The organism is Serratia sp. HNCC26DJ244, assembly GCF_057180565.1.
Map to the genome: position 1 here is coordinate 18892 of NZ_JBXUGO010000014.1, position 25258 is coordinate 44149.

Below are 25258 nucleotides of genomic sequence, written 5' to 3' on the forward strand. Positions count from 1 at the left end.
TCTTCACCTGATTAAGCAGATTCAATTTTTTGTTCTGTTACCGTTGAGCGCCGCTGTGTCTGCAGATCCTGCAAGTAGTACAAGGTATCTTTTGGCACCAATGGCGCAGCGGCGTGAAAGTCCCCCGCTGCCAGTAGCTTGCGCACCCAGGAAGCGGAGATCGCGGTACCTTGATATTGCAGGCGTTCGATCTCTAGCAGCTCGATAGCTGGGCTCGGCAAGGTGGGGGTTTCTAACCAGTAGCGCATATCGCGGTTGTATTTCGCCGTCACGGCACAAAATGGCTCATTGCCAACAAAGCGGTGGGTAATCCCTAACGCTGGGGCCAGATACTGGCGGAATATTTTTAGATCGATTTCGGTGTAACAATCATCGGCAACCCCTTGTTCTTTGATGAAATAACAAGGAAAGGTGGCCCGAGAGATAACGTACTGTGAGCCTTCATGCACCGTCAGGTTTTCAATCCCCTCGGTGCCTTTCAATACCAGGTCTCGGCGATCTTCATAGGGGAAGCGAGAGGTATTCTCCTTTACCAGAAACAGGTGGAGCCAGTCACAACGGGCTGCGGCTTCCCTTATCAAATATTGGTGACCACGGGTAAAAGGATTGGCATTCATCACGATACTGCCGATGGTATCCCCCGGCTGGCGCAACTTGGCCAGTTGTGTGGCATAACGTTTCAGGCGGCACGGACTATTTTCCATCAACACCACAATGCCTGGCACATTGGCTATTGGGTAAAAGCCGCATTGGCGAAATAACGCCTCATTTTGCACTTTGGTATAGATAAACAACTGGGTGTGATGGCGCTCATAGGCCAGATTAACCAACTCGGTTGCCAGTGACAGTGCCAACCCTTCACCCCGCATCTGCGGGCTGATGGCAACACATTTGATAATATTTTCGGCAATACCCCCGCAGGCAACTAATTGTTCACCTTGTGTCACGGTAATAAAAACCTCCACCGTGGTGTCAATATTCAGATCGTTACTGCGTAAGAAAGCATTAATCGCCGTTATATTTTTGTGATCTGATCTTTTCACTCGATTAAATAGGGTATCACCTAACATACTGGTCTCTCTAAAATAACCTGAAAATAACAATTAAAATACAATAAGAATGTTAACCAATAGCAAACAAATTAAATCACTAATTTAAAACAATGCATTGATTTACAAAGCGTTATTACTTTAAAAATCAAAGCGCATTAGGTAGCAAGCTAACAAGTCCCATCTGCCCTATCCTGCCCAGTCGCGAGATAAACCTCCGCTGCTGATATAGTGTGCAAGCATAATGGTAATAATTTAAAAAAGAGCTAATAGGGCTATGTTAAACATAAAAATGGCCTTAATTATTGACCTATTTCACAAACCCTTTAGTGTATAAAAATTGTTTAATGGTTTTTATTTACTTAATTATTTTTATTGTTTTTACTGTGCCGGTAGTGTTTAATTAAATCGCGTTTAATCAGTATCCGTTAAATAATTCAAGCTGTAGGAAGTGAAAATGGAATGGCTTAACATTCTGATCGTAGAAGATGAAACCCCACTGGCAGAAATGCATGCGGAGTTTATCAAGCAACATGGGGGCTGCCGACAGATCTGGCTGGCGGGCACACTGGCGCAAGCACGCATGATGACCGAACGTTTCAAACCTGACATGATCCTGCTGGATAACTTTTTGCCTGATGGTCAAGGGATTGAATTGCTGCGTGAATTAACGCTGCAAGGCTTCGAGGGGGGGATTGTGTTTATTACTGCCGCCAGTGATATGGATACCGTGGCAGAAGCACTGCGCCATGGCGTTTTTGACTATCTGATCAAACCACTGGCCTATGATCGGTTAGCCCAAACCCTACAGCGCTTTAGCCAACTGCGCGAGGCGCTAAAAGACAAAGCACGGCTCAACCAACGCCGTATTGACGAGATGTTTAATACCTATGCACGCGGTGGTGAACAAATCTCCTTACCCACCGGTATTGATAGACTGACCTTAATGAAAATACGCACCTTATTTGACGATCCACAAGCGCGCCATACCGCAGAGAGCGTAGCGCAGCAAATCGGCCTGAGCCGCACCACTGCCCGTCGTTACCTGGAATTTTTCACCGCCAGTCATCAATTGGTCGCAGAAATTATTTACGGCAAGGTGGGCAGACCACAGCGTATTTATCGCTCTGCGGACAGCAGCGAGCCACTCTGATCCGGTTATCAATGGATTTCAAAGTGGGATTTAACAGGCTAAATCTGTTAAAACTTCAATGGGTTGCGCATTCTTTAAGCAAACAATCACAGAATGCATAATCCTCCTTTGACTTCCTTGCGGCACCCCGTTATGATTCTTGCCGTTCACACGATTCCTCTGTAGTTCAGTCGGTAGAACGGCGGACTGTTAATCCGTATGTCACTGGTTCGAGTCCAGTCAGAGGAGCCAATTTAAGAAACCTCGCTTAGGTAACTAAGCGGGGTTTTTGCATTTAGGTTTGGTGAAGAATATCGATATCTTAAGTGCCGCTATGGCGGTTCTGGATGGCGTACAATCTTGAATTATTGCCTAAGTTGGACCAAAGCTAACCTTAGTACGCTAAGCGATATTTGCTGCAACCCATCTATTAAACTCATCTCTGGAAGATGCTTCATTCATATCATCTGGGTGTAGCACAATCCCCCATCCGGTTAATGGCACCGTGACTGTACCAAGCACCCGATCAACTTTTCCATTCTTCGTTTTCTGGTAGCCTGCACTGATCGGCCCATGCAGCTGACTCGAATAGGAATGGGTGACGCAACGCGAGTTCACCGTTCGGTTACCTTTTAAATCAGGGAACCGTTATTACCGTAAGCAGATCAGAATGGCAGCATTAATCACGTCTTAATCCCTTTCAAATCAGGGAACCGTTATTACGGAACGCTGATAACATGGCTTACGCTGAGTTTCGTCTTAATCCCTTTTAAATCAGGGAACCGTTATTACGTAACAGTCCAGAGGACAACCCATGTTTTTTAAAATGTCTTAATCCCTTTTAAATCAGGGAACCGTTATTACGCAAGAAATCCGCGCAATATATGAATCTTATGGGTCTTAATCCCTTTAAAAGCAGGGAACCGTTATTACCAAAGTTGATCCGGCTGATGGCATGACATATCTATCTTAATCCCTTTCAAATCAGGGAACCGTTATTACGAATCACGAAGTGAACGTTATACCTATATTCCAGTCTTAATCCCTTTCAAATCAGGGAGCCGTTATTACATTATTTCAATAGTAAAAATAGTGTTGTGTGTTAGTCTTAATCCCTTTCAAATCAGGGAACCGTTATTACTCCGAAGAGGGGATCTGGATATGACCTTTGTATGTCTTAATCCCTTTCAAATCAGGGAACCGTTATTACATTCAACGCCATGTTTAACACCAGCCTGGGCGACAGTCTTAATCCCTTTCAAATCAGGGAACCGTTATTACCGAATGACGCTGGGGAAAATATATCGTTTTTTGGGTCTTAATCCCTTTCAAATCAGGGAACCGTTATTACAAAAGTGGAAGCTGATCTAGTTAAGCCAGGTAAGTCTCAATCCCTTTTAAATCAGGGAACCGTTATTACAGCTGAGTTACACCGCTTCAGATCTGGTCATAGGTCTTAATCCCTTTTAAATCAGGGAACCGTTATTACCTACATTGAAACATACCAAGAAAACCAGAATTCGTCTTAATCCCTTTTAAATCAGGGAACCGTTATTACCACTTTGAGCTTGTAAACCAAAACCTGGAGAATATGTCTTAATCCCTTTTAAATCAGGGAACCGTTATTACCGACTTAACACTGGAGGCCTTGTGGCACAAGCACTCTGAAAGCCCCTTATTTCATCCAGCAGATCACACCGATTTATCACTAAAAAAAACCATTCATAGAGTATAAAACCATAAAGCACCCCCAAAGTAGCCATTTTAACTATTAATATCTACTCACACTAATAAATCAAATAGATAAGATGCATCCCATTACTAATCAGGTCACAGAACTATATTTTTAAAGAGCAGAAAAATCAAGGTAATAAGCCTATTACCATACTATCACGACTCTTTTTAAGAACGTTACGGGATAACATTGATATGGTTCGCCAACAGTTTTATCCCCTTATAATCATAAGGCGCTCGCAGGTTGGCCTCTTTGCTCGTATTGACTGTCACTATTTGGTAATAGCCAGCAAGTCGTTCCCCAAAAGCATCGCTCAGTGTTCTGTTCGTCTCTGACAGCAGTCGATCCCATAGATTCTTATGACTTTTTATCAAATTATCGAGGTTACGATTACTGTCCTGATCACACAAAAAATATGTTGTTTTATCAGATCGTAATAACCAACGATTTCTACGTTTACTCAATTCATTCTCATCATTCTCTACAACACGGCTCACTACATCATTGACCTGTTCAAGTTTCTCCTCCAATGATAATGAGCAATCAAATGGATTATCTGGATGTATTGCTGAACGAAAATAATTTTCTAGACGCTGATTAAGTTCTTTCTCACTCATCCCCAATCGAGGAGCATCCACTCCTTCGTCTGGGTTCTCTTTACTGTCTTGCGCCAACCAACTATAAAAGGCAAAACAAGCAGGTTCTAACCGAACCTCTTCGCCATCACACCATAGACTCATATTATCGAAATCAAGGGTAACACTAGCCGTAGATGCGGTGAGTGCATTCGCTTTATTAATACGCTCTACTGTTTGGGTATAGCTCAGCGTTTGCTGGGTGATCAGACTGACCGGCATCTCTTCACGCATCAGTACCAGTGGGATGGTAGCAAGTGTAACCTCCGCCTGACTCAGATCATGTTGACCTCTTTTAGCAATATCCGAACGCCAGACAGGTCGTGGTGTCGGGTAATAGAAATCTGGCACTAACTCATAGGGCGCGCTAACCAGAACATGACTTAAGCAGTCTTGCTGTCTACCAAACAAGCTCATGGCATACCCCAGTGCAAAACCCATGGTTTTACGCCCCCCAGCCAGTGAGGCATGAATTGCCAATGTCGGATCGGCAGTCAACTGACGCACTTGATTGGTGATAAAATCAGTGATGATTTCCTGCTCACGTTCATTTCTTACATCGTCAATAGGCTCACTCTCATCCCCTAAAGGAACCAATATGTCGTCATACGTGAACGTGATCGCTGGCAAGTGATAGTCCTGTTGCAAACGCTGTAGCGGACTATCTTCTCCCAACAGATTATCTGCCAACCGTTGGCGACCATCACGGGTAGTGATCACCACGATACGGCAAGGTAACCTAGCCAGGTCCTGGCGGTAGATGCCGTACAAGGTTTCGGTAATGATTTGTGGTGTCATACCTGCGACCGCCAATAAGAGATGTTCCATCGCGAGTTCTCTCAATACGAGGTAGAGTGGTTTAATGTTTCAAGTTGCTATCTATCAGTCGCTATTGTTTATGCATCTTGCGGTATAGATCTTGCAAAACCTGGGTAATTGATTGCTCAGTGGCATTTTCGCAAACGGTAATCTGGTTATCCTGCGCCCGTATCTGCATGGCAGGGGTTAATTGTTTGGCACTCACCAGCAGCCGTTGACCATAGTAGCCACCTAATTTTCGGCTTAGGCTTTCCAGTTTGAGCACTTCAAGTTGTGGAGAGATCTCCTCACTTTTTTTCTCCTTCTTTTCCTTTCCTCTTTTTTCCCAATTTTTAGCTTTGCACTCAATAACAACCAGTTGGTTATTATTGCTCACCAAGACATCAAACTCATTATTATTGCCTTGTTGGCCACCGCGATTGACCTTTTGGCCTTGCCACTCGCCGGTAACCCCCATCGCCACCTGTTCAAAAGGCAATGTCCGCGCAGCAAGGTATGTCAGTTCCTCCAGCCAGCCACCCGCCAGATACCGGCAACTCTCCCTACTGGTAAAATGCAGCGTTTGTACGCCATCCCACGTTAGTAGCCCCTCTGCCTGCAAACGTTTACATAGCTGAGCATGATCTCCTTTGGGCTGTTTATGCAACTTGGCAATCAAGCCTTTATCATCTTTCTTCTCTTTAATGGGACGAATAGCAGTACCCTGTAACGTGCTAAGAAAGTCTTTGCATACGCCATGAAATTGTCCTGAAAGATAATGGGTCAACGCAGCCCTTACCTGGACAGGCTGATCATTCTGATCGTTAGTCTGGCTGGTAATGGAAAACCCCTTGACCGCCAGCAGCTCTTCCAAGGTGAGCACTGGACGCCAGAGCAGCTCAAAACTTGGTACCGGGTCAAACAAATCAATGGAGTGGTGTTGCGTATCGGTATAGAGGATCGCCGCCTGCTTCCGATGAGGACCACACTTAGCGTTGAAGTTCTTGAACACATCAACAAAGGCCAGCATCATCGGCTTGGTACCACCAGTAGCATTGAGTACCCACTGTTTATCGCTGTGTTCACAATCCAGACGCTCGATGCACTCTTGCGCCTGCTGCTGCAATTTACCCAACTGAAAGCTGCTTTCTCCTTCACACCGGGTCACTGTCAATTGTCTGCTCCGATAAATCTGCTCAAGCCGCTCGGCATAGATGGCTTTCTCTTTATCCCCTAATATCAGCACTACACCAACACAATGCGGATCGGCAAAGGTGGCGATCAGGTTGGGCTGTAATTGGTCGGAAACTAAATTAATGTGAATGGTTTGCATAACAATATCCTCGCTGTTTAGTGTGATGCCATTATGCAACCAATTTGGGGAATAACCGCTGCGACCAATTGGTGGGGCTCAACCAGTACAAGCCAATTGCCACTCAATGCTGCCATATCCAAAACTGGTCTTGTTGCCCACCTGGATCCACTCCCCCATAGCCAACCAAGGCAACAAGCGACCTATATCCCCTTGATAAGCCCATTGGCCAATAAGCCCTTCCATGCTATGGCGCTGCTGCTGCTGGGCAGAATAACGGTTGAGCGGCGAGGTGTGCGTGTGATCCCAGCACACACTGATTTTATCCAACCCCGTAAGGTAGTGCTGCACTGACAGACGCTCCTGTTCACTATGCGATCCTACTAACGCTAGCAAGCGGCGACACACCGTGCGGCCAAGCAAGAGAGCCGAAGGGGCACGTACCACAGCCTGCCCGGCATCTTTAATATGTAGCCGAGTGAGTGCGCGCAGTTGCACTAGTGCGGGTTGCTGTTCCCCTGATAATGCAGCGGCAGAAAGAATGGCTTCTGGCAGGCAACCTGCCATCGGCATCAGCGGCAACGCTTGGGCAGATTGAGCCCACAACAAGCGCCGTCCTAACGGTGTGCGTTGCGTCAGTTCACGCAGTTCGAACGCTATACGCTGCGGACCCAGCCCCCGGCGACCCATCTCACCCAAAGCAAGCAAGACCCCCTGAAGATCCCGCGCCAAGTCAGCAAACAGGGTAATACCAAAGGTGACGTATTCACCTTGCTGCCAGGTACAAGGTAATCGAGGCAGATGAATTGAGAGTGGCCGCACCGCTCCCTGTTCTAAAGGACCGTAAGCGATTTGCCATAACGTGGGAGATGCCGCTTTCATCGCCCATCCCAGGCTACCGTGGATCAAACTCCCAGCCCGATCATCAAAAGCCCCCGGCCCGGCCATTTCCACCCGGCACTCCAGTGACAAAACCTCAATACGGCGGCAAAGGTTTAGCAGACTCTCAACAGACATAGTCATGCCTTTAGCCTAGCCAAAAGAGCTCTGCGCTCAGAGGCTTTCCCTGTTTTGCTGATATGCAGCCAAACACTATCGGAGATGATTAAGGCTGTCAGGGCCAGGCGTTCGTGCACCGACCAGCCACTGCTGATAGCAAGGTTGACCAAATCGGTAATGGCGTTGTTGAATCCCTCCTTATGTTTTCTGTCATCTCGGGCTAACAGTTTCTCGGATAACTCGGCCACACTGCGCTCATTAGGGGACATCATGTCACGAGCCAGTTTTTTCTCTCGCTTTTGTTGATCCTTGTGTCGTTCCTCTTTTAGCGTATTCAGCAAGTGCTCACCACTGTCACGCGCACTCTCTGGTTTTTTGCTCATCAAGCCATAACCAACCGCAGTTTTGGCGCCAATACCTAATATCGCCAAAGCCTCGGCAAGCTGCTCCATCACCTGGGGTAATTGTGTTTTTCCTGTTTCATCCCGCGCTGCCAGCGTAAAAAGAAAACTGGCCTGTTTAACCACTAAAAAGCTGATGGGACTTGGGCTTTGCCAGTCGGCAGGCACGGTATCTGCGTTACCCGCTTCTGAAGCGCCTTTTTCATACCAGCCGCCCATATGAGGTGTCATCACATCCAGTGCGAGTGTGGTGGGCTTAAGAGGCAGAGCATCGAAAAAGATCAACGAGCCAATTTGCTGGGACTCATTATGTTCACGCTCGTTACCGAACAGGGTAAGGATCATCTCCGGTGAGAAAACCTCCTTTTGCCAACAGGTCAACCAGGCACGCAGCATCCCCTTAATGGAAGAAGCTGGCAGATAGGGCACGGCCAAGTTGTGATGCCAACGGAAACCATTTTCCAATGGGTGAGCTTCACCCATGCCAGTCACCATATGCCAGTAGAGATCACAGCTTATTGCCTGGCCACCCAAAGCCGCAATCAGGTTCAATTGACGATCACGGGCGAATTCTAGGGTAGGTTGATGACCGCAAGTGCCGCTAAATAAAGCCAGCGGGTGGGGTTGTTGCTTTTTATCAACGTTCCAGTCTTGATCGTATCTGCCAAACCAGCGTTCAAACAGCAACCCCTTGTTGGCCGTTGTTAACTCGATATATTGCCGGTGCTGTTCACTCTGGTAGAGGGGCAGGCGCTGTAGATAATCAGCCATTCTGCTCCTCCTCTTGTTTGCTTTTCAGCATGGCACGGGCAAACTTACGTACCCACACAAGCAGTGCCAGCGCTTCTGCCTGGGCTTGCTGGTACTGGTGCATCTCCCCCACGCACAGGCTTTTCATCAATTCTTCACCAGCATAAATCTGCTGCTTTTGGCATAACCACTCTTGCAACAAGTTATAGAAAAAGCCCCAGGCCACTTCTTTTTCTTTTTTACTCAGCGCAAAGGCCAGGGTTTGCCCCAACCCGGTGCGCTGAATCTGCGCGGGAATGCTATTGGCGATGGTGCGAATTTGGCTTTGCTTATCGGGTTTATTGCGTAAGGCTGTTTCTATCTGCTCTAGCGCAAAAGCAGCCCGTTGTTGAGAAATCAGTTGTTCCATGGCTATGCCTCTACCTTGAACTGGACCAAATGCAACCAACCCATCCCGGTGCTTTCGTTGCCCCCCACCTGCAAGTAGGGTGCATCACCCAACAAAGCCTGTTCCAACTGTTTTTTAAGCACGTCAGCCTTGAGCTGGCTACTATCACGCGCATCGGTCAGCATCAGCAGAGTATAAAACAACGTTTCAGGCGGCAGCGCCTCTTCATACCACAGCGCGCCGTCGCGCACACTCTTGGTTTCATACTCGATAGCAATATGCGGATGCAGAGGGATCGCGGCCTGGCACATGTGAGTAAAGTGATCGTCAGCAATCAGGGTAATTTGCTCTATGACCTGCTCTTTCCCAATGTCAGTAAATTGGGCTAGCAGTTCGCACCATTTGTCAAGTTCAGGCGCTTCCCTGGCGTTAAATGCGTACTCTTCCAGATACAGGCGGGGTGTTTTTTGAACCGCCAATAATGCTTGCTGTACCTCAACCTTAGGCACTATTAAGTCTGAGGGTTGACCAGCGCGACGCAGATCGGCCAGCAAGCGGCGTAGCAGTGCCGGGCAAGTGACATACCGTGTGTGCGAGGTTAATGAGCGCACAGGTAGCCAAAGCAAGCGAGCATCCGACACCAGCAAGGCACCCGCGTAGATTTGCTCATTGCTGACGCCAGCGTGAAGTGACTCCGGGCCAAACAAGGTAGTCAGTTGCAACCCGCCTGATGGCTGGCGGGTTAGCTGGCTGCGCAACGCACCCTTTAGGGACGAACCGAAAATCACTGGCCAACTGGTGTGGGATTCCCGCTGAATGGGCATATCGACCACGCCGTCCTTTTCGCCGCTGCCAGCGTGGATCCAGGTCTGGGCGTGCAGCCCGAGAAGCAGAGACAGATTCATCGTTCACTCCTTGCAAAAGCTTGATTATCCGGCCACCACCCAAAGGCCAGCGGGATGTTCTGACCGGCCAAGGACACAATCAACGGCGAAGCCAGAGGGGGAAAATATCCTTCATCAAAGAAAAGTACCGTACCGGCTGGTAACAGATTTTGAACCGCTCTTGGCTGGTGACGCTTAAGATCCCAGCCACCCAAACGGTGTACCTTGGAGGCGGCCATACTAATCAAGGTGAAAGGGGTACCACATAGCTCACCGTGCCAGCGATCCTGCCCCTGATGTTGCTGTTTAAGAAATCCAGGCAACGGCCACACCCCGGGTGCAAGGGTTAAGGGAGCCAAGGTCACAGCCAATGCTTTAGCCCCTTCAGGTACAGCCTTAGGTTGCACAAGCGCGGGGGGATCTGCGACGACTTTAACTTCTGCCATTCGGCCTTCTCCCCCTAGGCGCATCAATGGTGCGCAGTCCAGATTACTGCGCAATGCCTGCTCCTGTTCCTCAGGCAGGCCATGCAACGTCACCACCACAGCCACATCATCACTAGGGCGCACATGACGCGTCTGATAAAGCTGCCCGTCACTCACCGTGCCTGAGCGCCCGTCAATCGCAATCCCAAAGCGACTTTCATCGTGCCGAAAAGTGCTCAATGAACACAGCTTGCTGGCATCGGGCAACTGTTGAGCCAGCACATCACTCAAGGTCTGGCGGGGTAACCAGTGGTCGCCAAGGGCTTTCACCGCAATAGGGCTGTCAGTAGGCAAGGCAGGAATACGTACCCGGCCAAGATCACAATGTACGACATTGCCCGGTTGCAGCAACAAACAGGATGCAGCACCTTCTTTACTCTGCAACAGATGAGCGGGTGCTGGCAGATAATCTTCGTCATCTTTTCGCAACCATGGACCTTCTAGCGAGAGTTCCCCCCACTGGTCTGCATCCCCCCACCATGCAGGCAGCGTAGCGCTATTTTGCCAATCAACCCCCAACAGTTCAGCGATACGGGTGCGCAACGCCCCCATCACGGTGGCAGCAGAAGGGGGGAACTGGCTACCCAATGCGGTGCCACCAAGGCTTTCCATCGGACGGGAATCGCGAAAGAACCAGGTATCTAGTGGATAAAAGGCGAGCGTCATCATGCCTGTTTCTCCTGAGGAGTGGCTGTCGCGGCGTTGGCCTGCTTCAAAAACCGCAACAGCAAAGCGGCATCGGGGGTAAGCGTATTCTCACCTGCCAGAACACCGTTCACATTACGCGTGTGTGGGGTTGATAGTGTGATCAACGCTTCAAACCACGCTTCGGCGGGTAGCGCCTCTTGAGGTTCTCGCCCCTGGCTTTGCAGGTATTCTGCTCGCAGCAAGTTCGTTAATATGCTGCCCTCAAATTTGTGGGGCTTATCCAGTTGAAGTTGATTGATCAATTGCTGTAGTTTGAACAGAAAACCATGGCTAGTGATCCCTTGCGAAAAACCATCCTGTAATTGCTGCAGCAGGTTATCCTGAAGAACCACCTTCCAGGGCTGGCTCCAGCACAGATGCGGTTTATCGTGCTTCCACACCTGTATCGCTAGGGCATCACGCCCGGCTTTCTCTTTGGCGACGTCGTCGAGCAGTTGGTGGACGGTTGACAGTAATGCGCGCATCGGCCATTTGATGTGGCCGATATTGATCGCACCAGAAAGTGTGCTGATAATGTTGTCATCTTGCTTAAAGCAGTGGGTATAACACTGCTGCAGTTCAGCAGCACAGACGAGCGCATCGCTGACACCGAGCAAAGCGAGCACATCATCTCCCCCTGCATACACCAAAAAACCATTGTGTTTTTCGACAATAACCGGCACTTGCTGCGTAAACTTTTCAAGCGCCTGACTAATCCCTTGCTGTTTGTCAGGCACGCTCATTTGTTGACCTAAATTGTCACCATCCATCATCAGTACCGCATAATAGGGGTGCGGAACACCAATCTGAGGAACCTTTTGCAAGTGAGTGAGCGTTATGAGCGCTTCATCTGCCCAGTGCTCCTGGGTGATGGGCATGCCTTCATCCCGCTGCTGCGCCAGTTGGCTGGCAAACCACAACGAGCCATCCAGTTCTGCTACCTGGGTAAGCCTGTGTTGCTCGGCGTGTTTCCGCGTCTGTGGCAAAGCTGAATCACGTTCGTTAGCTGCCGCCTCAACTTGACGGAGCAATTGCTCCAATCTAGGCCGCTCTCCGCGTTGTTCGGCTTGGGTGACCAATTTTTCTAACCAGCGGGCTGCTGCAATATGGGCCAAGCTCGGCACACCGTTGGTCATAGGCCAACCGTGCAGTGTCCATCCCCCTGGCATAGGGTGTTGTAATTGGGCGAAGTAACGCGGGAAACGACGTTTGATAAACGCCAGCGAGCATAAGACCTCCCCTTCTCGGAGGTCTATTTGCAGTCTACCACTAGGACCACTGCGTAACTTCTCCCAAAACAGGTTCAACCCCTCCCGATGTGGTGTAGCGATGCCGGATAACTCCTGCCAGCCCTCCATCAGCATGCATTTTACCCCCGGCTCTTGTGGCGGCAGGTGGCTGCGCCAATTCTTGCGACGATCCAGCAGATTACTGGCACCGTCATCATCACTCAGCACCCAGTTAAGTTCCCAAAAACCACTGATTTGGCGTTGCCAAATCGCGCGAGTCAGGGCGAATTGTTCTGGCCCTAATTTTGCTTCAAGCGGGACAAAATCCCCTTGCCAGACCCACTCTGCAAGTGCCTGCCAAGCCTGTTGCACACTGCTACAGACCAGAGCTGGATCAAAGACATCACTATCAACTTTTGCTTTAAAACGGTTGGGAATACTACCTTGTCTGGGTGGATCGCCCACCCCCTTGCCGATGAGCCAGTCCATATAGCCGACCTGCGGTTGAGGAAAGAGAATCTCCCCCTTTTGGACTTGAACCGCCTGAATAGCGACAGAGGAGAGCCAACTCAGCAAAAATGACCCTGCCCAAAAGTCGCGGGTTGTGCGTGCTTGGGCCACAAAGGTTTGTACTGGGCCGAGGGTAAAGTGAAAATGGTGTTGGCTCATACTGTCAGTTCCTCACCACCACAGTAGATAATGAAATCTTCGATCACTGACCAGGGCGGTTGGAAAGCCAGTTGTTGCGACTTTTTGTCTGCTGAGATTTTAAGTTGCTCTCCATCGGGCAGGAATTGCGCCGGTAGCAGTGTCGCCAGCATCACCTGATCACCGTTTGGAAAACAGTGCACATGAGCCAGTAAAGGCGAAGCTCTTCGCTCTTTAGAGCACGGCTCAACATTGACCTTTACCGTACCGTGATGAAGAAATTGAACATTATGCGGCAAGCCAAATATAGCGCGGCTTGGTGCTTGTTCTATAGGTTCGTTTTCAAACAATTTTCGCAGATTGCGAATATCATTTTCGAATAATCCTAGCCCCGGTTTTTGCTTATTATTACCGGTGTTTTTTGTCCCGCGATAACAACGCATCTTCTCACCGTATTGGTTAAGCAGGTCTGTAGCAGAGAGTTTGTTAAGCATCCAACAGCGGCTATGGGGACTAAAAGCGGTAAATGGGGGCCAGTCAGTACAGAGACCACGAGGCAGTTCAGCGAACCATTTTTTCAGTTCAATCCGATTACCCGGAACGGACAATGGGTTATCATCAAGATAGAGCGTTTGTAATGACAAAGAACCAAACCCTTTACGTGCCCCTGCCCCGATGCTTCCAAGCAAGCCAAGTGCTTGTATCGCCAAGATCAGACTATCTTGTTGCTTTTTAGTGAGCATATCTTCTCGCCATAGCAGCGACAAACAAAATGAAGATGACATTGACAATCCAATACGCTCACTCAGTCCTTGACCGCGTAAATACTTCTCTCCTTGGCTGTGTGGTAGGTTCGTTCGCCGATCCAATAACGGTTTGCCTTTAAATCTCAGCAGGATCAGTGACTGTGTGCCACTCCCACCTGCGGTAGAACCAAACAGTTTGGCTTCCTGTAGGTGTAAATCCCTTAGCGCATTCTTCTCACTATCATGTTCGCTGCGCACGGTAGGCCACTGTAAGGCGCGCCACCAAAAACGCAAGGATCCCTTAATTGAGGGCAATCTCAATAACTCCCCCGTTTCTAAAGGAGAATGACTGGACATAATCAGAGGAGCAGAAAGAATAAACGTCGCTTCCAGTTTGTGGATCACAGATTCACCTCCTTGTTATGCTGGCTTGCTCAGGTATGACCATCGTCAAGGTCAACACACCACCAGTGGCCTCAAAGTCATATCCGCAGCAAATTATATGCTGGATCAATAGAAGAATTATTAGTATTTTTTAACTGAATGGTCAATTGAACTTTTGCTTATGCAGCAAAATCTTACAGAGTCAGCTTTTTCACCCTTATTTTGCCAATGGCAGAACCGAGGTTTTTGTAGGTGTTGCCACAGATAACAAGGCAGCATAAATAGTCTGTAGCATGGCACTTGCCTTGCTTGAAAACGGTGTAGGATGGTAACGGTTTTACTCGCAACCATTGGCAATGAACATTGTCAGACGCTGATTACGCTCTTTAACAATTGGGTTAATAATCCGAGTGCCACAGGCCCTAGGTCATTAGTATCATACCGACCTTGAACATCTCGCCTAGAAAATAGCCATTTATTAACTACACTTTAACCACCCCAAGCAGGCAACTTAAAGGTAGACAATGCGTCATTATCTGGCTTGTTATGATATTCGTGGTCCACGGCGGTTAAGGGCAGCTCGCGAAGGTAATAATGGTGCCCTGCTTTTAAAGGGATTAAGACCAGATAACCATCCCCTGTTTTCCTGCATCTTATGTAATAATGGTGCCCTGCTTTTAAAGGGATTAAGACTCTTCAAGTTTTGCCATTACCTCATCCATTTAATGGTAATAATGGTGCCCTGCTTTTAAAGGGATTAAGACATAAAGAATATGCCAGCTCTGCGTAATGCCTCGGTAATAATGGTGCCCTGCTTTTAAAGGGATTAAGACTTCCAGCGGGTTATTTAATTCCTTGGCGACAATGTAATAATGGTGCCCTGCTTTTAAAGGGATTAAGACTCAGCTTCATCTATAAATACAAAATCTATATTATGTAATAATGGTGCCCTGCTTTTAAAGGGATTGAGACTATATTCACGGGCAGCGTTCCTGCGCCATCAGCGTAATAATGGCGCCCTGCTTTTAAAGGGATTAAGACCATAAATTTGTGACGGTTTTAAATTTCTCTTTTGGTAATAATGGTGCCCTGCTTTTAAAGGGATTAAGACTTTCGTCTTTGTCTCGGATTGAGCGAGCAATAGCGTAATAATGGTGCCCTGCTTTTAAAGGGATTAAGACTGTAAACACCGTGTTTTCTGCATAAAGGTATATAAGTAATAATGGTGCCCTGCTTTTAAAGGGATTAAGACGGTAGTGGCTTCCAAACTACTTTGTAGCTCATTTGTAATAATGGTGCCCTGCTTTTAAAGGGATTAAGACGTTGTTTCAAGTTCGATATTTTCAGACGGTGGGTTGTAATAATGGTGCCCTGCTTTTAAAGGGATTAAGACAGAATATTGAAGTTATGTAAAAATTTTCTATATGTAATAATGGTGCCCTGCTTTTAAAGGGATTAAGACTTAACTTCGGCTACTGCTTTACGTGCTTTTTTCTGTAATAATGGTGCCCTGCTTTTAAAGGGATTAAGACTCAAAGGTCACATCATGGTCAACAACGCGCTTCCGTAATAATGGTGCCCTGCTTTTAAAGGGATTAAGACTATTGAAACTTTGCGTCTTCATCCCGCTGAACATGTAATAATGGTGCCCTGCTTTTAAAGGGATTAAGACCCATTTTACACCGCCGTTATGATTGCGAAATCATGTAATAATGGTGCCCTTCTTTTAAAGGGATTAAGACACATCAGGATCGTAGCCATTCTCTTCTGCGTAAAGTAATAATGGTGCCCTGCTTTTAAAGGGATTAAGACGCTGTATCAAACCCGTACTTCTCAAGCGCCTCGTGTAATAATGGTGCCCTGCTTTTAAAGGGATTAAGACTGAAATAACCATTGTATCGTCGTCGTAGGTGAGTAATAATGGTGCCCTGCTTTTAAAGGGATTAAGACTTGACCCCGCAGCTGCATATAATGCAGAAATAGTGTAATAACGGCACCTGCCTTTAAAGGGATTGAAACTGTAGAACTTGCGTAGTAGTTCATATTATGTAATGTCGGATTGAACATTAACCACTGATCTCAACTCTCATTTTTATTCAATTTAAATGGAATGACAGTCTTCAATCCCTTCCTTCCGTCACAAACACCAACCAGCAGAAATTACTGTTGAATCAGAATTGAAACGAAATGCAACATCGTGAGCACCGAATAATCCGGCTGAACTCGTCATTACCTTCGGCATAATGACCAAAAGGGAACAGAAGGGGGAATAAGGGTAAAGACATTATCATGAACACTCTTATCGAATTTAAAGCAGCCTTATAGGTAATTAACTTTATTTTCCAACTGAAAAGTTTTAGCCTCTGTTTATTGCAGCAGAGGCTCATCTCGCAGGGTAATATCCTGCCATTAAATTCTTAGTGTGACTTTAAGAGTTATTATTACTCCACCTATTTAATGGTAAACAGGGCTCCAAATAGTGAGGAACTCTAATAATTCACTTATCCGATCAGTCAAAAAAACCTCACAAGCACTTACTATGCCCTCACGTATTTATTGACAAATTGATATTTTATTTTTTATATATTCATATAACTGTAGGATATCATTTTCAGATGAAAATACTCTTTCCGGTATCACAATACACCGATTATCTTTCATTTGAATAAAAATAAACCCTTCTTTTCTGTATATTCGCTTAATATAATCCCAGTATACTTTCCCGCTCCCATTGTGTTGTATTGTTTCTATATAAAATCTATTTATTTTTATTCTCAATGAAATCTCTTCATCCTCTTTTTCTTTTTCATCATTGTTTTTTGTCATTATTTTGAAAATGTAATCATGAATTTCATTCAGCAAAATAAAAAAAACAAAAAGAGAAATCGCAATAATAGAAAAAACTCTTTGTTTGTCCAAGAATGCAGCATCCTGGTTTTTTTTAAAGATTAATGACATCAGTATCATAAAGATAATTAGGCCACTGAATGCCAGTACAATAAAAGCAGCCTTCTTTACGTATAAAATTAAATCATACGGATTTATCATCTCTTTCTTTTCATGTTCTTTAATGAATTTGCTCGCTTCCGTTCTCTCAAGAACTGATAAAGAAAAATCAAATATGAACCTGCTTTTTGATATCATATATAACCCCATAGATTTTTAACTAGCACAGCACTTCGCTCTGATCAGGCTGTTTTTTAAGGAGTATATCATCGAGCATACGACTTTAGCTACCGCCTCTACAGTTTTACTTGATGATTCATTTATAACCTGGGCACCATGATTTCTGCCATTTACGGTGTAAGAGGTTCTGTTCTGTCCTCTGTTCTAAATGGCCAATATAAAAACAACCACCAGACCCTCGATATTTCAGCATTAAAGTTCTACTGACTGAGTGTTAGCGCCAATGCTCACCTGATACTGCCACTTTAACTGCCATTACTAAAAACCTATTTGTTCTTCCGTTCATTTCACTTTATTGAATCATCAGGATGCCAATAATAACTAGATCGGTAAAATTTCTCAGGCGGAGCAGAAACTCCGTCGTTCGAAAAGGATTATTCACTGTAGTGTCACTGTTAAGATGAGATATTCATCGCATTTATTACTATGAAAAATTTAGGGCTTCATTGTGGACTTAACGATGAAAATACAATTTTAATAGCATGTGAATCAATTAATTAAAACAAAGTTCGAGTCCAGTCAGAGGAGCCAAATTTAACGCCATGGACAGCTACAGTTGTCCATGGCGTTTCCATTTTAAAATCCCCTTTTGCAAATCAAATTACACTCTGTTCCATATTAGACGTGCTGAAATCCGGCGTTTTTGGGCTTAACAAGGACTCGAATCGGCTAGTTATGTATCCTTGGTATACGTCTCTCACATTTACCCGTCCGCCGATCAGGCTGGCAGTGTCACACAACTGTTCCTCCAGATCATGCCGGTCATTCACCAGCACGATCTTGTAATCGCTCAGATCGCCGCTGGCGCGGATCATTCGTGCCAGAAAAACCATGATCAGCGACTTGCCCGAGCCCTGGGTATGCCACACCACGCCACTGCGATCTAGCGTCGTCCCCCCTTTGCGCAAACGCTGGACAATCTTGCCTGCGGCACGAAACTGCTGATAACGGCACACCACTTTAACGCGCTGCCCGCCGTCAGTATCCATAAACACCGCGCAGGTACGCAGGATATGCAGCAGATTGGGTTTGCTCAGTATCCCGGCAATCAGTTGCTGCAGGGCGTTCAAACCTACGCGGGTGGCATCATCTTGCGGGTAGAGCGTTTTCCAGGCGTAGAAATGTTCCTCGCCCGAGGTGATGCTGCCGTAATCTGCCTCCAAGCCGCAACTGCGGATCAGCAGCAGGTTGCTGTGGAACAGACGCGGCTCGCCTTCTTTCAGGCCCGCGTTGGCGGTTTCCTTACGTCGACGCATATAGCGCTGCAACTGTACAAAGGCTTCCTGCATCGGGTTGGCGCAGGTTTCCGAGCCCTTCTTGCATTCCACCACCGCCAACGGGATACCATTCACGAAGAGCACAATGTCAGGAATGATAAATGCCTTCACGCAACCCGGGATGTCGATGCGGAACGGGTTGATGGCATGGAACTGGTAATTTGCGGGGTTGTGAAAGTCAATCAGGCGCACCACCGGGTCGGTTGCCAGTCAGTTTGTTGGCATCAACCTGCGCTTTAAACAGCAATGCCTGCACCGCCTCGTTGGCCTCCAACAGGGTACGGTTGGGCTGGCTCAACAGTTGGCTGCGCAGGTCTTCCAGTTGCTGGTCCGTTAACCATTCCCGACCATCGTCAGTACAGTTGATAGCGCGCACGGCATTATCAAACACCTCTGGCAACAGCCACTGGCGGAAGTTACTGCGCAGGCTGGGGCCAGCATGCTGCTGGATGCCGCTACCCTGGTCGATCACCGTCCAGCCCTGCTCGGCCAGTTGATTCAGAAAAGGTTTTTCAACTTCGCTACATTCGCTCACACAGAACCCTCTTGCGCATCCCCCGCCAACTCTCGCTCCAGTTGCTCGATGCTGGGCAAGCTGGTTTGCAACTCCGCAGGTAGGGATTCGAGTAATTTGTATTCCGCAATCCCCATAGGCTGAGACTTATCACCTAGGGCATATTCGGCAACTACCTTGTTTTTACTCTTGCACAGTAAGAGGCCGATGGTGGGGTTGTCCTGCGCGCTTTTCACCTGTCGATCCACCGCCGTTAGGTAGAACCCCAACTGCCCCAGATGTTCGGGCTTGAACTTGCCACCCTTAAGTTCGATCACCACATAGCAACGCAGCTTCAGGTGGTAGAACAGCAGGTCGATAAAGAACTCGTCGCCGCCCACGTCTAGCAGTACCTGTCTCCCGACAAAAGCAAAGCCCGCGCCTAGTTCCAGCAGAAACTCAGTCACATGCTTGACCAACGCGTTTTCCACCTCACGTTCCTGTGCTTGCTCAGTTAGGCCGAGGAAATCGAAACGGTAAGGGTCTTTCAGTGATTCGCGCGCCAGATCGGACTGCGCCTTAGGCAGGCTAACCTCGAAGTTGGTCACTGCGGTGCCACTACGCTGCAATAAGCGGGTTTCAATTTGCATCACCAGTACATTGCGCGACCAGTTGTGTTCAATGGCCTTGGCGGCATACCAACAGCGCTCCTCCTGATGGGTCAATTTGTCCAGCAATGCCAGTTGGTGGTACCAAGGCAATTGTGCAAGCACCGCTTGCACAAATTCCGCATCCGGCCAGGCCTCGGCAAATGCACGCATGTATTTGAGGTTGCGCGGTGAAAAACCCTTGATTTCGGGGAAAGCAGTGCGCAAGTCATGCGCCAGCCGTTCAATGACCTTGGCCCCCCAGCCCTGCTCGGCCTGCCGCGCCAGAATATCCCGGCCTATCTGCCAATACAGCCCCACCAGTTCGCGGTTGACCGCCAATGCGGCACGCTGCTGAGCACTGTGGATGCGTCCTTTCAAGTCAGCCAACCAATCGGCATAGCCGCTGGGCGTTGGGGACAATGAAGCCGGGCGCTCTGGTGTCATGCCGTTACCTCCGTGTCGGATTTCTCAAGCTGCACTGGCACTTTGCCGGTAAGCAGACCTTGCATTAGGCCACGTTTTTGGCTCTTTAGATTTTCCAAACTGTCACGTTCAGAAAAAATATATTTATCAAAATGTTGGATCTTGGTGACAAGCCTTTCTTGCTCTTTCTCATCGGGGCGCGGAATTGGCATGGGATTTAACACTCCCTGATTAACGCTGCATTGATTCGACGCATTAGCACCTGCGTAAACATACTTGCGCGCAATTGGAAAACGTAGCCATTCAAAAAGAAACTCAGGCAAAATATGCAGTGGATTAACCTGTAACCTCATCATATTTGATTCGAAAACAGCTGGCTCAGGCAACTTTGGGACCAGCGTTGGCAGACCTACCCCCTGCACCGTTGCAAACACCCTCGTAACTAAAATATCACCCATCGACAAACCATAGCGCCTGATATCTTCGAAACTCGCGTTTCCACGTCGACACAGTGAAAAGTCAACAGATCGGTCTGCTGTGAACGCCGTTTGTCCGACCATCAGTACCCCCTCTTCACCAATCTGGTTCGCTGGCGTCCATGTTGCCGCGCAGGTCATCGCATGCGGTAAGCAGCAGACTTTCCAGGCGGGCGAGTGTGAGCTTTTGGGACGGCATTGTTTAGTCTGTTCCTCGATTTTTGTTGTCGCAGCGGTTAAATCCAGCACCGCCATAAATTGGGTCGCCAGTACGCTGAGGTAGGCTCAGCGTGCATTTTATCAACGCGACAAGTCAGTCATGAGCGTTGTCTTGGCCTCTCGGATCGGCCACATCAATGCTCTTGGAAAAGAGTCTGAAACCGTGGCTTCAGGGGGGCATCTCGCCAACACCACGCTTCATGACTGATGGTTTTAGATGCACAAAAAATTGCTCCGAATTGTATCAGCCTGACACCACTATGACGAGGGCACGATTGAGAAGACTTCCACTTAAAACGACTTGGCTTTCTGGGCACACTGCGGGTAATGACAATTGAACCTAAATCTATCAAAGCGCGAAAACGAAACAAGCCTTAGGCAGTATTTCAATGCTCAGCATGAACATTTCAGCACAACAGTTCTTCATACACTTGTGGCTATGAAGTTACTCCTCTAAACCTATAAGCTGCCTTTATTTCTCGCTATATACTCGTCATATTTCAAGCTGCTGGGTGTTAGCAACACGCTATCAGCTCTGTCACATAGTCGGCTATGCTCCTGGGACTCCATCACTTGCCGTCTACAAGCAACTCGAATTATTTAGGGTATAAATAATAGCCGAGATACCCTATTTTCACTGGTTACCAGGCGGTTTTGAATTGATTGATCGGCTACTGATATCGACTCGTTCAGCCAGAAAATCCAGAAAAGCGCGCACACGCAACGGCAGATGACCACCCTGCCCGACATACACGGCATGGATTTCTTCGATATAGCCAGGATTGCAATCTTCAAGTACCGGTATCAGCCGACCAGCAGCGATATCCTCACACACCTGAAAGGCGGCAAGACGCGCCAACCCTAACCCAGCCAAAGCGAGGCGACGCATCGCCTCACCATCACTGACTTGAGCATTACCACTAATGGGTATCACCGTATCCTTGTCACCCTGACGCAATAACCAGCCAGGTTGGGCACGCACGTAATTCGGCCCGAGACGATTGTGCTGGTATAAATCTTCTGGCGTCACTGGGGTACCATGGCGAGCCAAATAGTCAGGCGACGCAACAATTATCTTGCTTGTCTGCCCCAATTTGCGCGCCATCAGGTTAGAGCTTTTGAGCGGCCCCGCACGCACGGCCACATCGGTACGCTCCTCCAAAAGATCAATGACCTCATCGGTCAGCATAATATCCAGCATAACCTCAGGATAGCGCGCCAGAAATTCAGGTATCAACGGCAGCAGGAAGTGATGCCCGAAGGGCACATTGGCATTGACCCTTAACCGGCCACGTGGCGTGGTGTTTTCACTGGCACAGCGATCTGCTTCGTCCAAATCAGCCAGGATGCGCACTACACGTTCGTAGTAGGTACAGCCTTCTGGTGTGAGTTGCAGTTGTCGTGTGGAGCGATTCACTAGCCGCGTACCTAGCCGTTGCTCCAGTCGTGCCACCAGCTTGCTGACTGCTGAGGGGGTTATGCCACAGACACGGGCGGCGGCAGAAAAACCACCTAGCTCAATCACACGCACAAATACTTCCAATTCGCCGGAACGGTTGACTTCTTGGCGGGCCATGGCTGCCTCCTTAATGAAGTTAATTCACAAATGTTATTCCAATAAGCCGTATATCGCCACAGTGTCTTTTAATTCACAATTAATACACAATTTAATTTTGAGTTCACTAGTATGAAAAACCACTTCAAATCATTTTTTACCACTTCATCCCGGGTAGTTCTTACTTGGGCTCTGGTAATAAGTGCTGTCACAGTAACCACCACTGCGGTAGCGGCCTCGCCTTCTTGGGTGGCAACCTGGGGGGCCAGCCCACAGCCAGTATGGGGGTCAGATTTTCCGCTTCCCACCAATATTCCCACTGAGCTGCATGATCAAACAGTGCGCCAGGTAGCGCGCATCAGCCTGGGTGGCGAGCGTTTTCGTCTCGTGCTGTCCAATACCCATGGCAGCCAACCGCTCACCGTCGGCAAAGTCACCTTCGCACAGGCGCATAACAACCATAGCATTGCTGCCGATAGCTTACGCACGGTGACATTTGGTGGCCAAGAAACAGCGACGATCCTCCCCGGTGCTTTGTTGGTCAGCGATCCTGTGGCATCACCCATCCCCGCCCTGAATCAGGTGGCAGTAAGCGTTTATCTACCGAAAGCTACCCCTATGAGTACCTTCCATTGGGATGGCCGCCAGACTAGCTGGATTGTTGCAGGCGATCAAACCTCGGCGCTGGAACTTAAGGTGACAGAGGCTTCCGCCCAGAGCACCACGGCACGCCCGCTGTTGGTGGGGGTTCAGGTCAAAACTGAACAAACGGCACAGGCCGTTGTGGTGCTCGGCGATTCCATTACTGATGGTAATACTGCCAGTCTCGATAAAGACAGCCGCTGGCCAGACTTCCTGGCTAAGCGCCTTGCCCCGCAGGGTGTCAGTGTTATCAATGCTGGCATCTCCGGTGCTCGTCTTCTGTCTGACGGTATGGGGGTCAATGCATTGGCACGGTTAGAGCGCGATGTGCTGGCGCAACCAGGCGTGCAAAGCGTTATTGTCATGATAGGGATTAACGATATTGCCTGGCCGGGTACCATTTTCGCCCCGCAAAGCCCAAAACCCACATTCGAGGCATTAACAGCGGGTTATCGCCAACTGGCTGAGCAGGTTCATGCTCGCGGCCTGCGGGTGATCGGCGCTACATTGACACCATTCGAAGGGGCATTGCCCGGTACGCCGATGGACAATTACTACCAGCCGGATAAAGAGGCCTTACGCCAACAAGTGAATGCCTGGATACGCCGGAGTGGCACCTTTGATGCCGTTATTGATTTTGATGCGGTGTTACGTGACCCTGTGCATCCTACCCGCCTGCTGCCGCGTTTTGACTCTGGTGACCGGCTCCATCCTGGCGATGAAGGTAACCGAGCGATGGCAGAGGCCGTTGATCTTAAAATGTTATTTCCCGCCAACAAGGTCTTATTAAAGGCAGCCCACTGACAGGAGCACTGAACCAGGCTTTCCCCTTATTGACTGGGCAATCTGGAGCGTATCGTCAGCCGTCCATAACCTATACGGATGCCGATAACGTCCCTACCGCCTAATGGCCGAGGATTATGCACAACGCACCTCGGCCAGACTTATCATTACTATGCATTGTTCGCAATCCTGACAACCTGGCCCAACTGAACCAACCGTAGGAAATGCCTTTGCAATAATAAAGATGACTACTCTCATCGATGAATCTAACGGGTTGAAGAGGATGGCTATACGCATCGTAATAAGGGCCCTTGGAAAAAATGGCCCTTTGCTCTGAAACAAAAGTGGTTCTGAAACAAAAGGCCGCCGCCGTTTGGTCAATTGATAACGCACCCTAACTGGATGGCATCCGCTCGAATGCCTGCAATGAGGGATCGATGGTGTCCCACTCCAGGCCACGGACGTGGTAGGTAAGCACCTGTGGTGCAAAACGGCCGGGCTCATCCAGGCTACCGGCCGGGACGGCGATCAACTCTGGCATAGCGGCAAAGCGCAAGTAGACAGGCGTTCCACAGACCGGGCAAAAGGCATGGCTCTTCACGTTGCCGTTATCGCCCGCCACCTCCCAGTGTGTCGCCTCGCCGGTGATCGTCATGTCGCCCTGCGCGGGAAAGGTCAGCCAGGAGCCATGCCCGGTGCCACTTCGCCGCTGGCAGTCGCGACACTGGCAATGATTCTGGAAGATGGGTGCGTGCTTGGTGGTGTAGCGAATCGCACCGCACGCGCATCCGCCGGTATAAGGTTGGTTCATAAGTGACTCCCGTTTGAGGTCGCCTTCGGTTTAGCGAAGACGTCAATGCCCTGCCCGGTTTCCAGCAGCGATTTCAAGCTGGAAAGCACGATTGGCCAGCCCTTCTGAATGCCCATAGCCATACCGCTGCCGGCCTCGAGTTCATCGTGGGTGACGGTCAAGCGCACCATGTCGTCGTAATCCTCAATGTCGAAACTCACGCGGCTGATGTTGGCCGGATCGCTGGCCTGCGAGGGGCTCGCCCAAGTGATGACCAAGCGCACTGGCGGCACCACCTCAACCACCTTGCCCACAATATTGACGTCGCGCTGTTCGTCGGCACGCACATGTTCCCAGTCCGACCCGGGCTTCCAGTCGGAAAGGTTCTCATGCCCCCAGTAGCGCTGCGCGACCTCCGGCTTGGTGATGGCCTCAAACACCTTTTCCGGCGTCGAACGGATGTAGGTCACATAAACGAAACTCGTCTGTTCTTTGCTCATCG

General features: G+C 48.6%; 20 protein-coding genes, 1 tRNA gene and 2 CRISPR repeat arrays. Of the genes, 3 read left to right on the plus strand and 18 right to left on the minus strand.

Annotated features, from left to right (window positions below; translation table 11 throughout):
- Positions 1–11: 11 nt before the first annotated feature.
- The gene (citC, locus tag AC2A06_RS12410; protein ID WP_484380480.1) at positions 12–1070 is read right to left on the minus strand and encodes a [citrate (pro-3S)-lyase] ligase; all 1059 of its coding nucleotides are present in this window, start codon (positions 1068–1070) and stop codon (positions 12–14) included.
- Between the two features lie 436 nt (positions 1071–1506).
- Here citC and dpiA point away from each other — a divergent pair, with 436 nt between their 5' ends.
- Positions 1507–2202: a two-component response regulator DpiA gene (gene dpiA / locus AC2A06_RS12415; protein ID WP_473195452.1), complete on the plus strand. Its 696-nt coding sequence runs from the start codon at positions 1507–1509 to the stop codon at positions 2200–2202.
- A 155-nt stretch (positions 2203–2357) separates the two neighbouring features.
- Positions 2358–2433 (plus strand) — tRNA-Asn (locus tag AC2A06_RS12420).
- Positions 2434–2800: 367 nt separating this feature from the next.
- A CRISPR array of direct repeats spans positions 2801–3810; the repeat unit is 36 nt; unit sequence GTCTTAATCCCTTTCAAATCAGGGAACCGTTATTAC.
- Between the two features lie 282 nt (positions 3811–4092).
- On the opposite strand, the gene csm6 is transcribed toward AC2A06_RS12420, so the two are convergent.
- The 15 genes from csm6 to AC2A06_RS12495 all read right to left on the minus strand — a co-directional run bounded on the left by csm6 (position 4093) and on the right by AC2A06_RS12495 (position 22562).
- Positions 4093–5379 carry a CRISPR-associated ring nuclease Csm6 gene (gene csm6 / locus AC2A06_RS12425; protein WP_484380481.1) on the minus strand — a complete coding sequence of 429 codons (1287 nt, stop codon included), beginning with the start codon at positions 5377–5379 and terminating at the stop codon, positions 4093–4095.
- A gap of 61 nt (positions 5380–5440) precedes the next feature.
- The gene (locus AC2A06_RS12430) at positions 5441–6682 is read right to left on the minus strand and encodes a Card1-like endonuclease domain-containing protein (RefSeq protein WP_484380482.1); all 1242 of its coding nucleotides are present in this window, start codon (positions 6680–6682) and stop codon (positions 5441–5443) included.
- A gap of 78 nt (positions 6683–6760) precedes the next feature.
- Positions 6761–7684, minus strand: a complete 924-nt coding sequence (gene cas6 / locus AC2A06_RS12435; RefSeq protein ID WP_484380483.1) for a CRISPR system precrRNA processing endoribonuclease RAMP protein Cas6 — start codon at positions 7682–7684, stop codon at positions 6761–6763.
- The gene (cmr6, locus tag AC2A06_RS12440; RefSeq protein ID WP_484380484.1) at positions 7681–8832 is read right to left on the minus strand and encodes a type III-B CRISPR module RAMP protein Cmr6; all 1152 of its coding nucleotides are present in this window, start codon (positions 8830–8832) and stop codon (positions 7681–7683) included. Before cmr6 ends, cas6 begins: the two co-directional genes overlap by 4 nt.
- Positions 8825–9220, minus strand: a complete 396-nt coding sequence (gene cmr5 / locus AC2A06_RS12445; protein ID WP_484380485.1) for a type III-B CRISPR module-associated protein Cmr5 — start codon at positions 9218–9220, stop codon at positions 8825–8827. Before cmr5 ends, cmr6 begins: the two co-directional genes overlap by 8 nt.
- Before the next feature lie 2 nt (positions 9221–9222).
- A complete protein-coding gene (cmr4, locus tag AC2A06_RS12450) occupies positions 9223–10104 on the minus strand; it encodes a type III-B CRISPR module RAMP protein Cmr4 (protein ID WP_484380486.1) in 882 nt (293 codons plus the stop codon).
- Positions 10101–11237, minus strand: coding sequence for a type III-B CRISPR module-associated Cmr3 family protein (locus AC2A06_RS12455; RefSeq protein ID WP_484380487.1), 1137 nt, complete (start codon positions 11235–11237; stop codon positions 10101–10103). Before AC2A06_RS12455 ends, cmr4 begins: the two co-directional genes overlap by 4 nt.
- On the minus strand, positions 11234–13153 hold the full coding sequence (cas10, locus tag AC2A06_RS12460) for a type III-B CRISPR-associated protein Cas10/Cmr2 (RefSeq protein ID WP_484380488.1): 1920 nt from the start codon (positions 13151–13153) through the stop codon (positions 11234–11236). Before cas10 ends, AC2A06_RS12455 begins: the two co-directional genes overlap by 4 nt.
- Complete coding sequence (cmr1, locus tag AC2A06_RS12465) at positions 13150–14283, minus strand: type III-B CRISPR module RAMP protein Cmr1 (protein ID WP_484380489.1); 1134 nt, start codon at positions 14281–14283, stop codon at positions 13150–13152. The genes cas10 and cmr1 overlap by 4 nt, the downstream gene beginning before the upstream one ends.
- A gap of 567 nt (positions 14284–14850) precedes the next feature.
- Positions 14851–16212: direct repeats of the CRISPR family, unit length 36 nt; unit sequence GTAATAATGGTGCCCTGCTTTTAAAGGGATTAAGAC.
- Between the two features lie 603 nt (positions 16213–16815).
- The gene (locus AC2A06_RS12470; protein WP_484380490.1) at positions 16816–17406 is read right to left on the minus strand and encodes a YcxB family protein; all 591 of its coding nucleotides are present in this window, start codon (positions 17404–17406) and stop codon (positions 16816–16818) included.
- A gap of 638 nt (positions 17407–18044) precedes the next feature.
- The gene (locus AC2A06_RS12475; RefSeq protein ID WP_484380491.1) at positions 18045–18920 is read right to left on the minus strand and encodes a type I restriction endonuclease; all 876 of its coding nucleotides are present in this window, start codon (positions 18918–18920) and stop codon (positions 18045–18047) included.
- Complete coding sequence (locus AC2A06_RS12480; RefSeq protein WP_484380492.1) at positions 18904–19260, minus strand: hypothetical protein; 357 nt, start codon at positions 19258–19260, stop codon at positions 18904–18906. Before AC2A06_RS12480 ends, AC2A06_RS12475 begins: the two co-directional genes overlap by 17 nt.
- The gene (locus tag AC2A06_RS12485) at positions 19257–20312 is read right to left on the minus strand and encodes a PDDEXK nuclease domain-containing protein (RefSeq protein WP_484380493.1); all 1056 of its coding nucleotides are present in this window, start codon (positions 20310–20312) and stop codon (positions 19257–19259) included. Before AC2A06_RS12485 ends, AC2A06_RS12480 begins: the two co-directional genes overlap by 4 nt.
- On the minus strand, positions 20309–21022 hold the full coding sequence (locus tag AC2A06_RS12490) for a restriction endonuclease subunit S domain-containing protein (protein ID WP_484380494.1): 714 nt from the start codon (positions 21020–21022) through the stop codon (positions 20309–20311). Before AC2A06_RS12490 ends, AC2A06_RS12485 begins: the two co-directional genes overlap by 4 nt.
- 598 nt (positions 21023–21620) lie before the next feature.
- Positions 21621–22562: a LysR family transcriptional regulator gene (locus AC2A06_RS12495; protein ID WP_484380495.1), complete on the minus strand. Its 942-nt coding sequence runs from the start codon at positions 22560–22562 to the stop codon at positions 21621–21623.
- Positions 22563–22673: 111 nt separating this feature from the next.
- Between AC2A06_RS12495 and AC2A06_RS12500 the strand changes: the two genes are divergently transcribed.
- Positions 22674–23987: an SGNH/GDSL hydrolase family protein gene (locus AC2A06_RS12500; RefSeq protein WP_484380496.1), complete on the plus strand. Its 1314-nt coding sequence runs from the start codon at positions 22674–22676 to the stop codon at positions 23985–23987.
- A 373-nt stretch (positions 23988–24360) separates the two neighbouring features.
- On the opposite strand, the gene AC2A06_RS12505 is transcribed toward AC2A06_RS12500, so the two are convergent.
- Entirely contained in the window at positions 24361–24777 is a 417-nt protein-coding gene (locus AC2A06_RS12505; RefSeq protein WP_484380497.1) for a GFA family protein, read from the minus strand.
- Positions 24774–25256, minus strand: a complete 483-nt coding sequence (locus tag AC2A06_RS12510; protein ID WP_484380498.1) for an SRPBCC family protein — start codon at positions 25254–25256, stop codon at positions 24774–24776. Before AC2A06_RS12510 ends, AC2A06_RS12505 begins: the two co-directional genes overlap by 4 nt.
- Between the last annotated feature and the right edge of the window lie 2 nt (positions 25257–25258).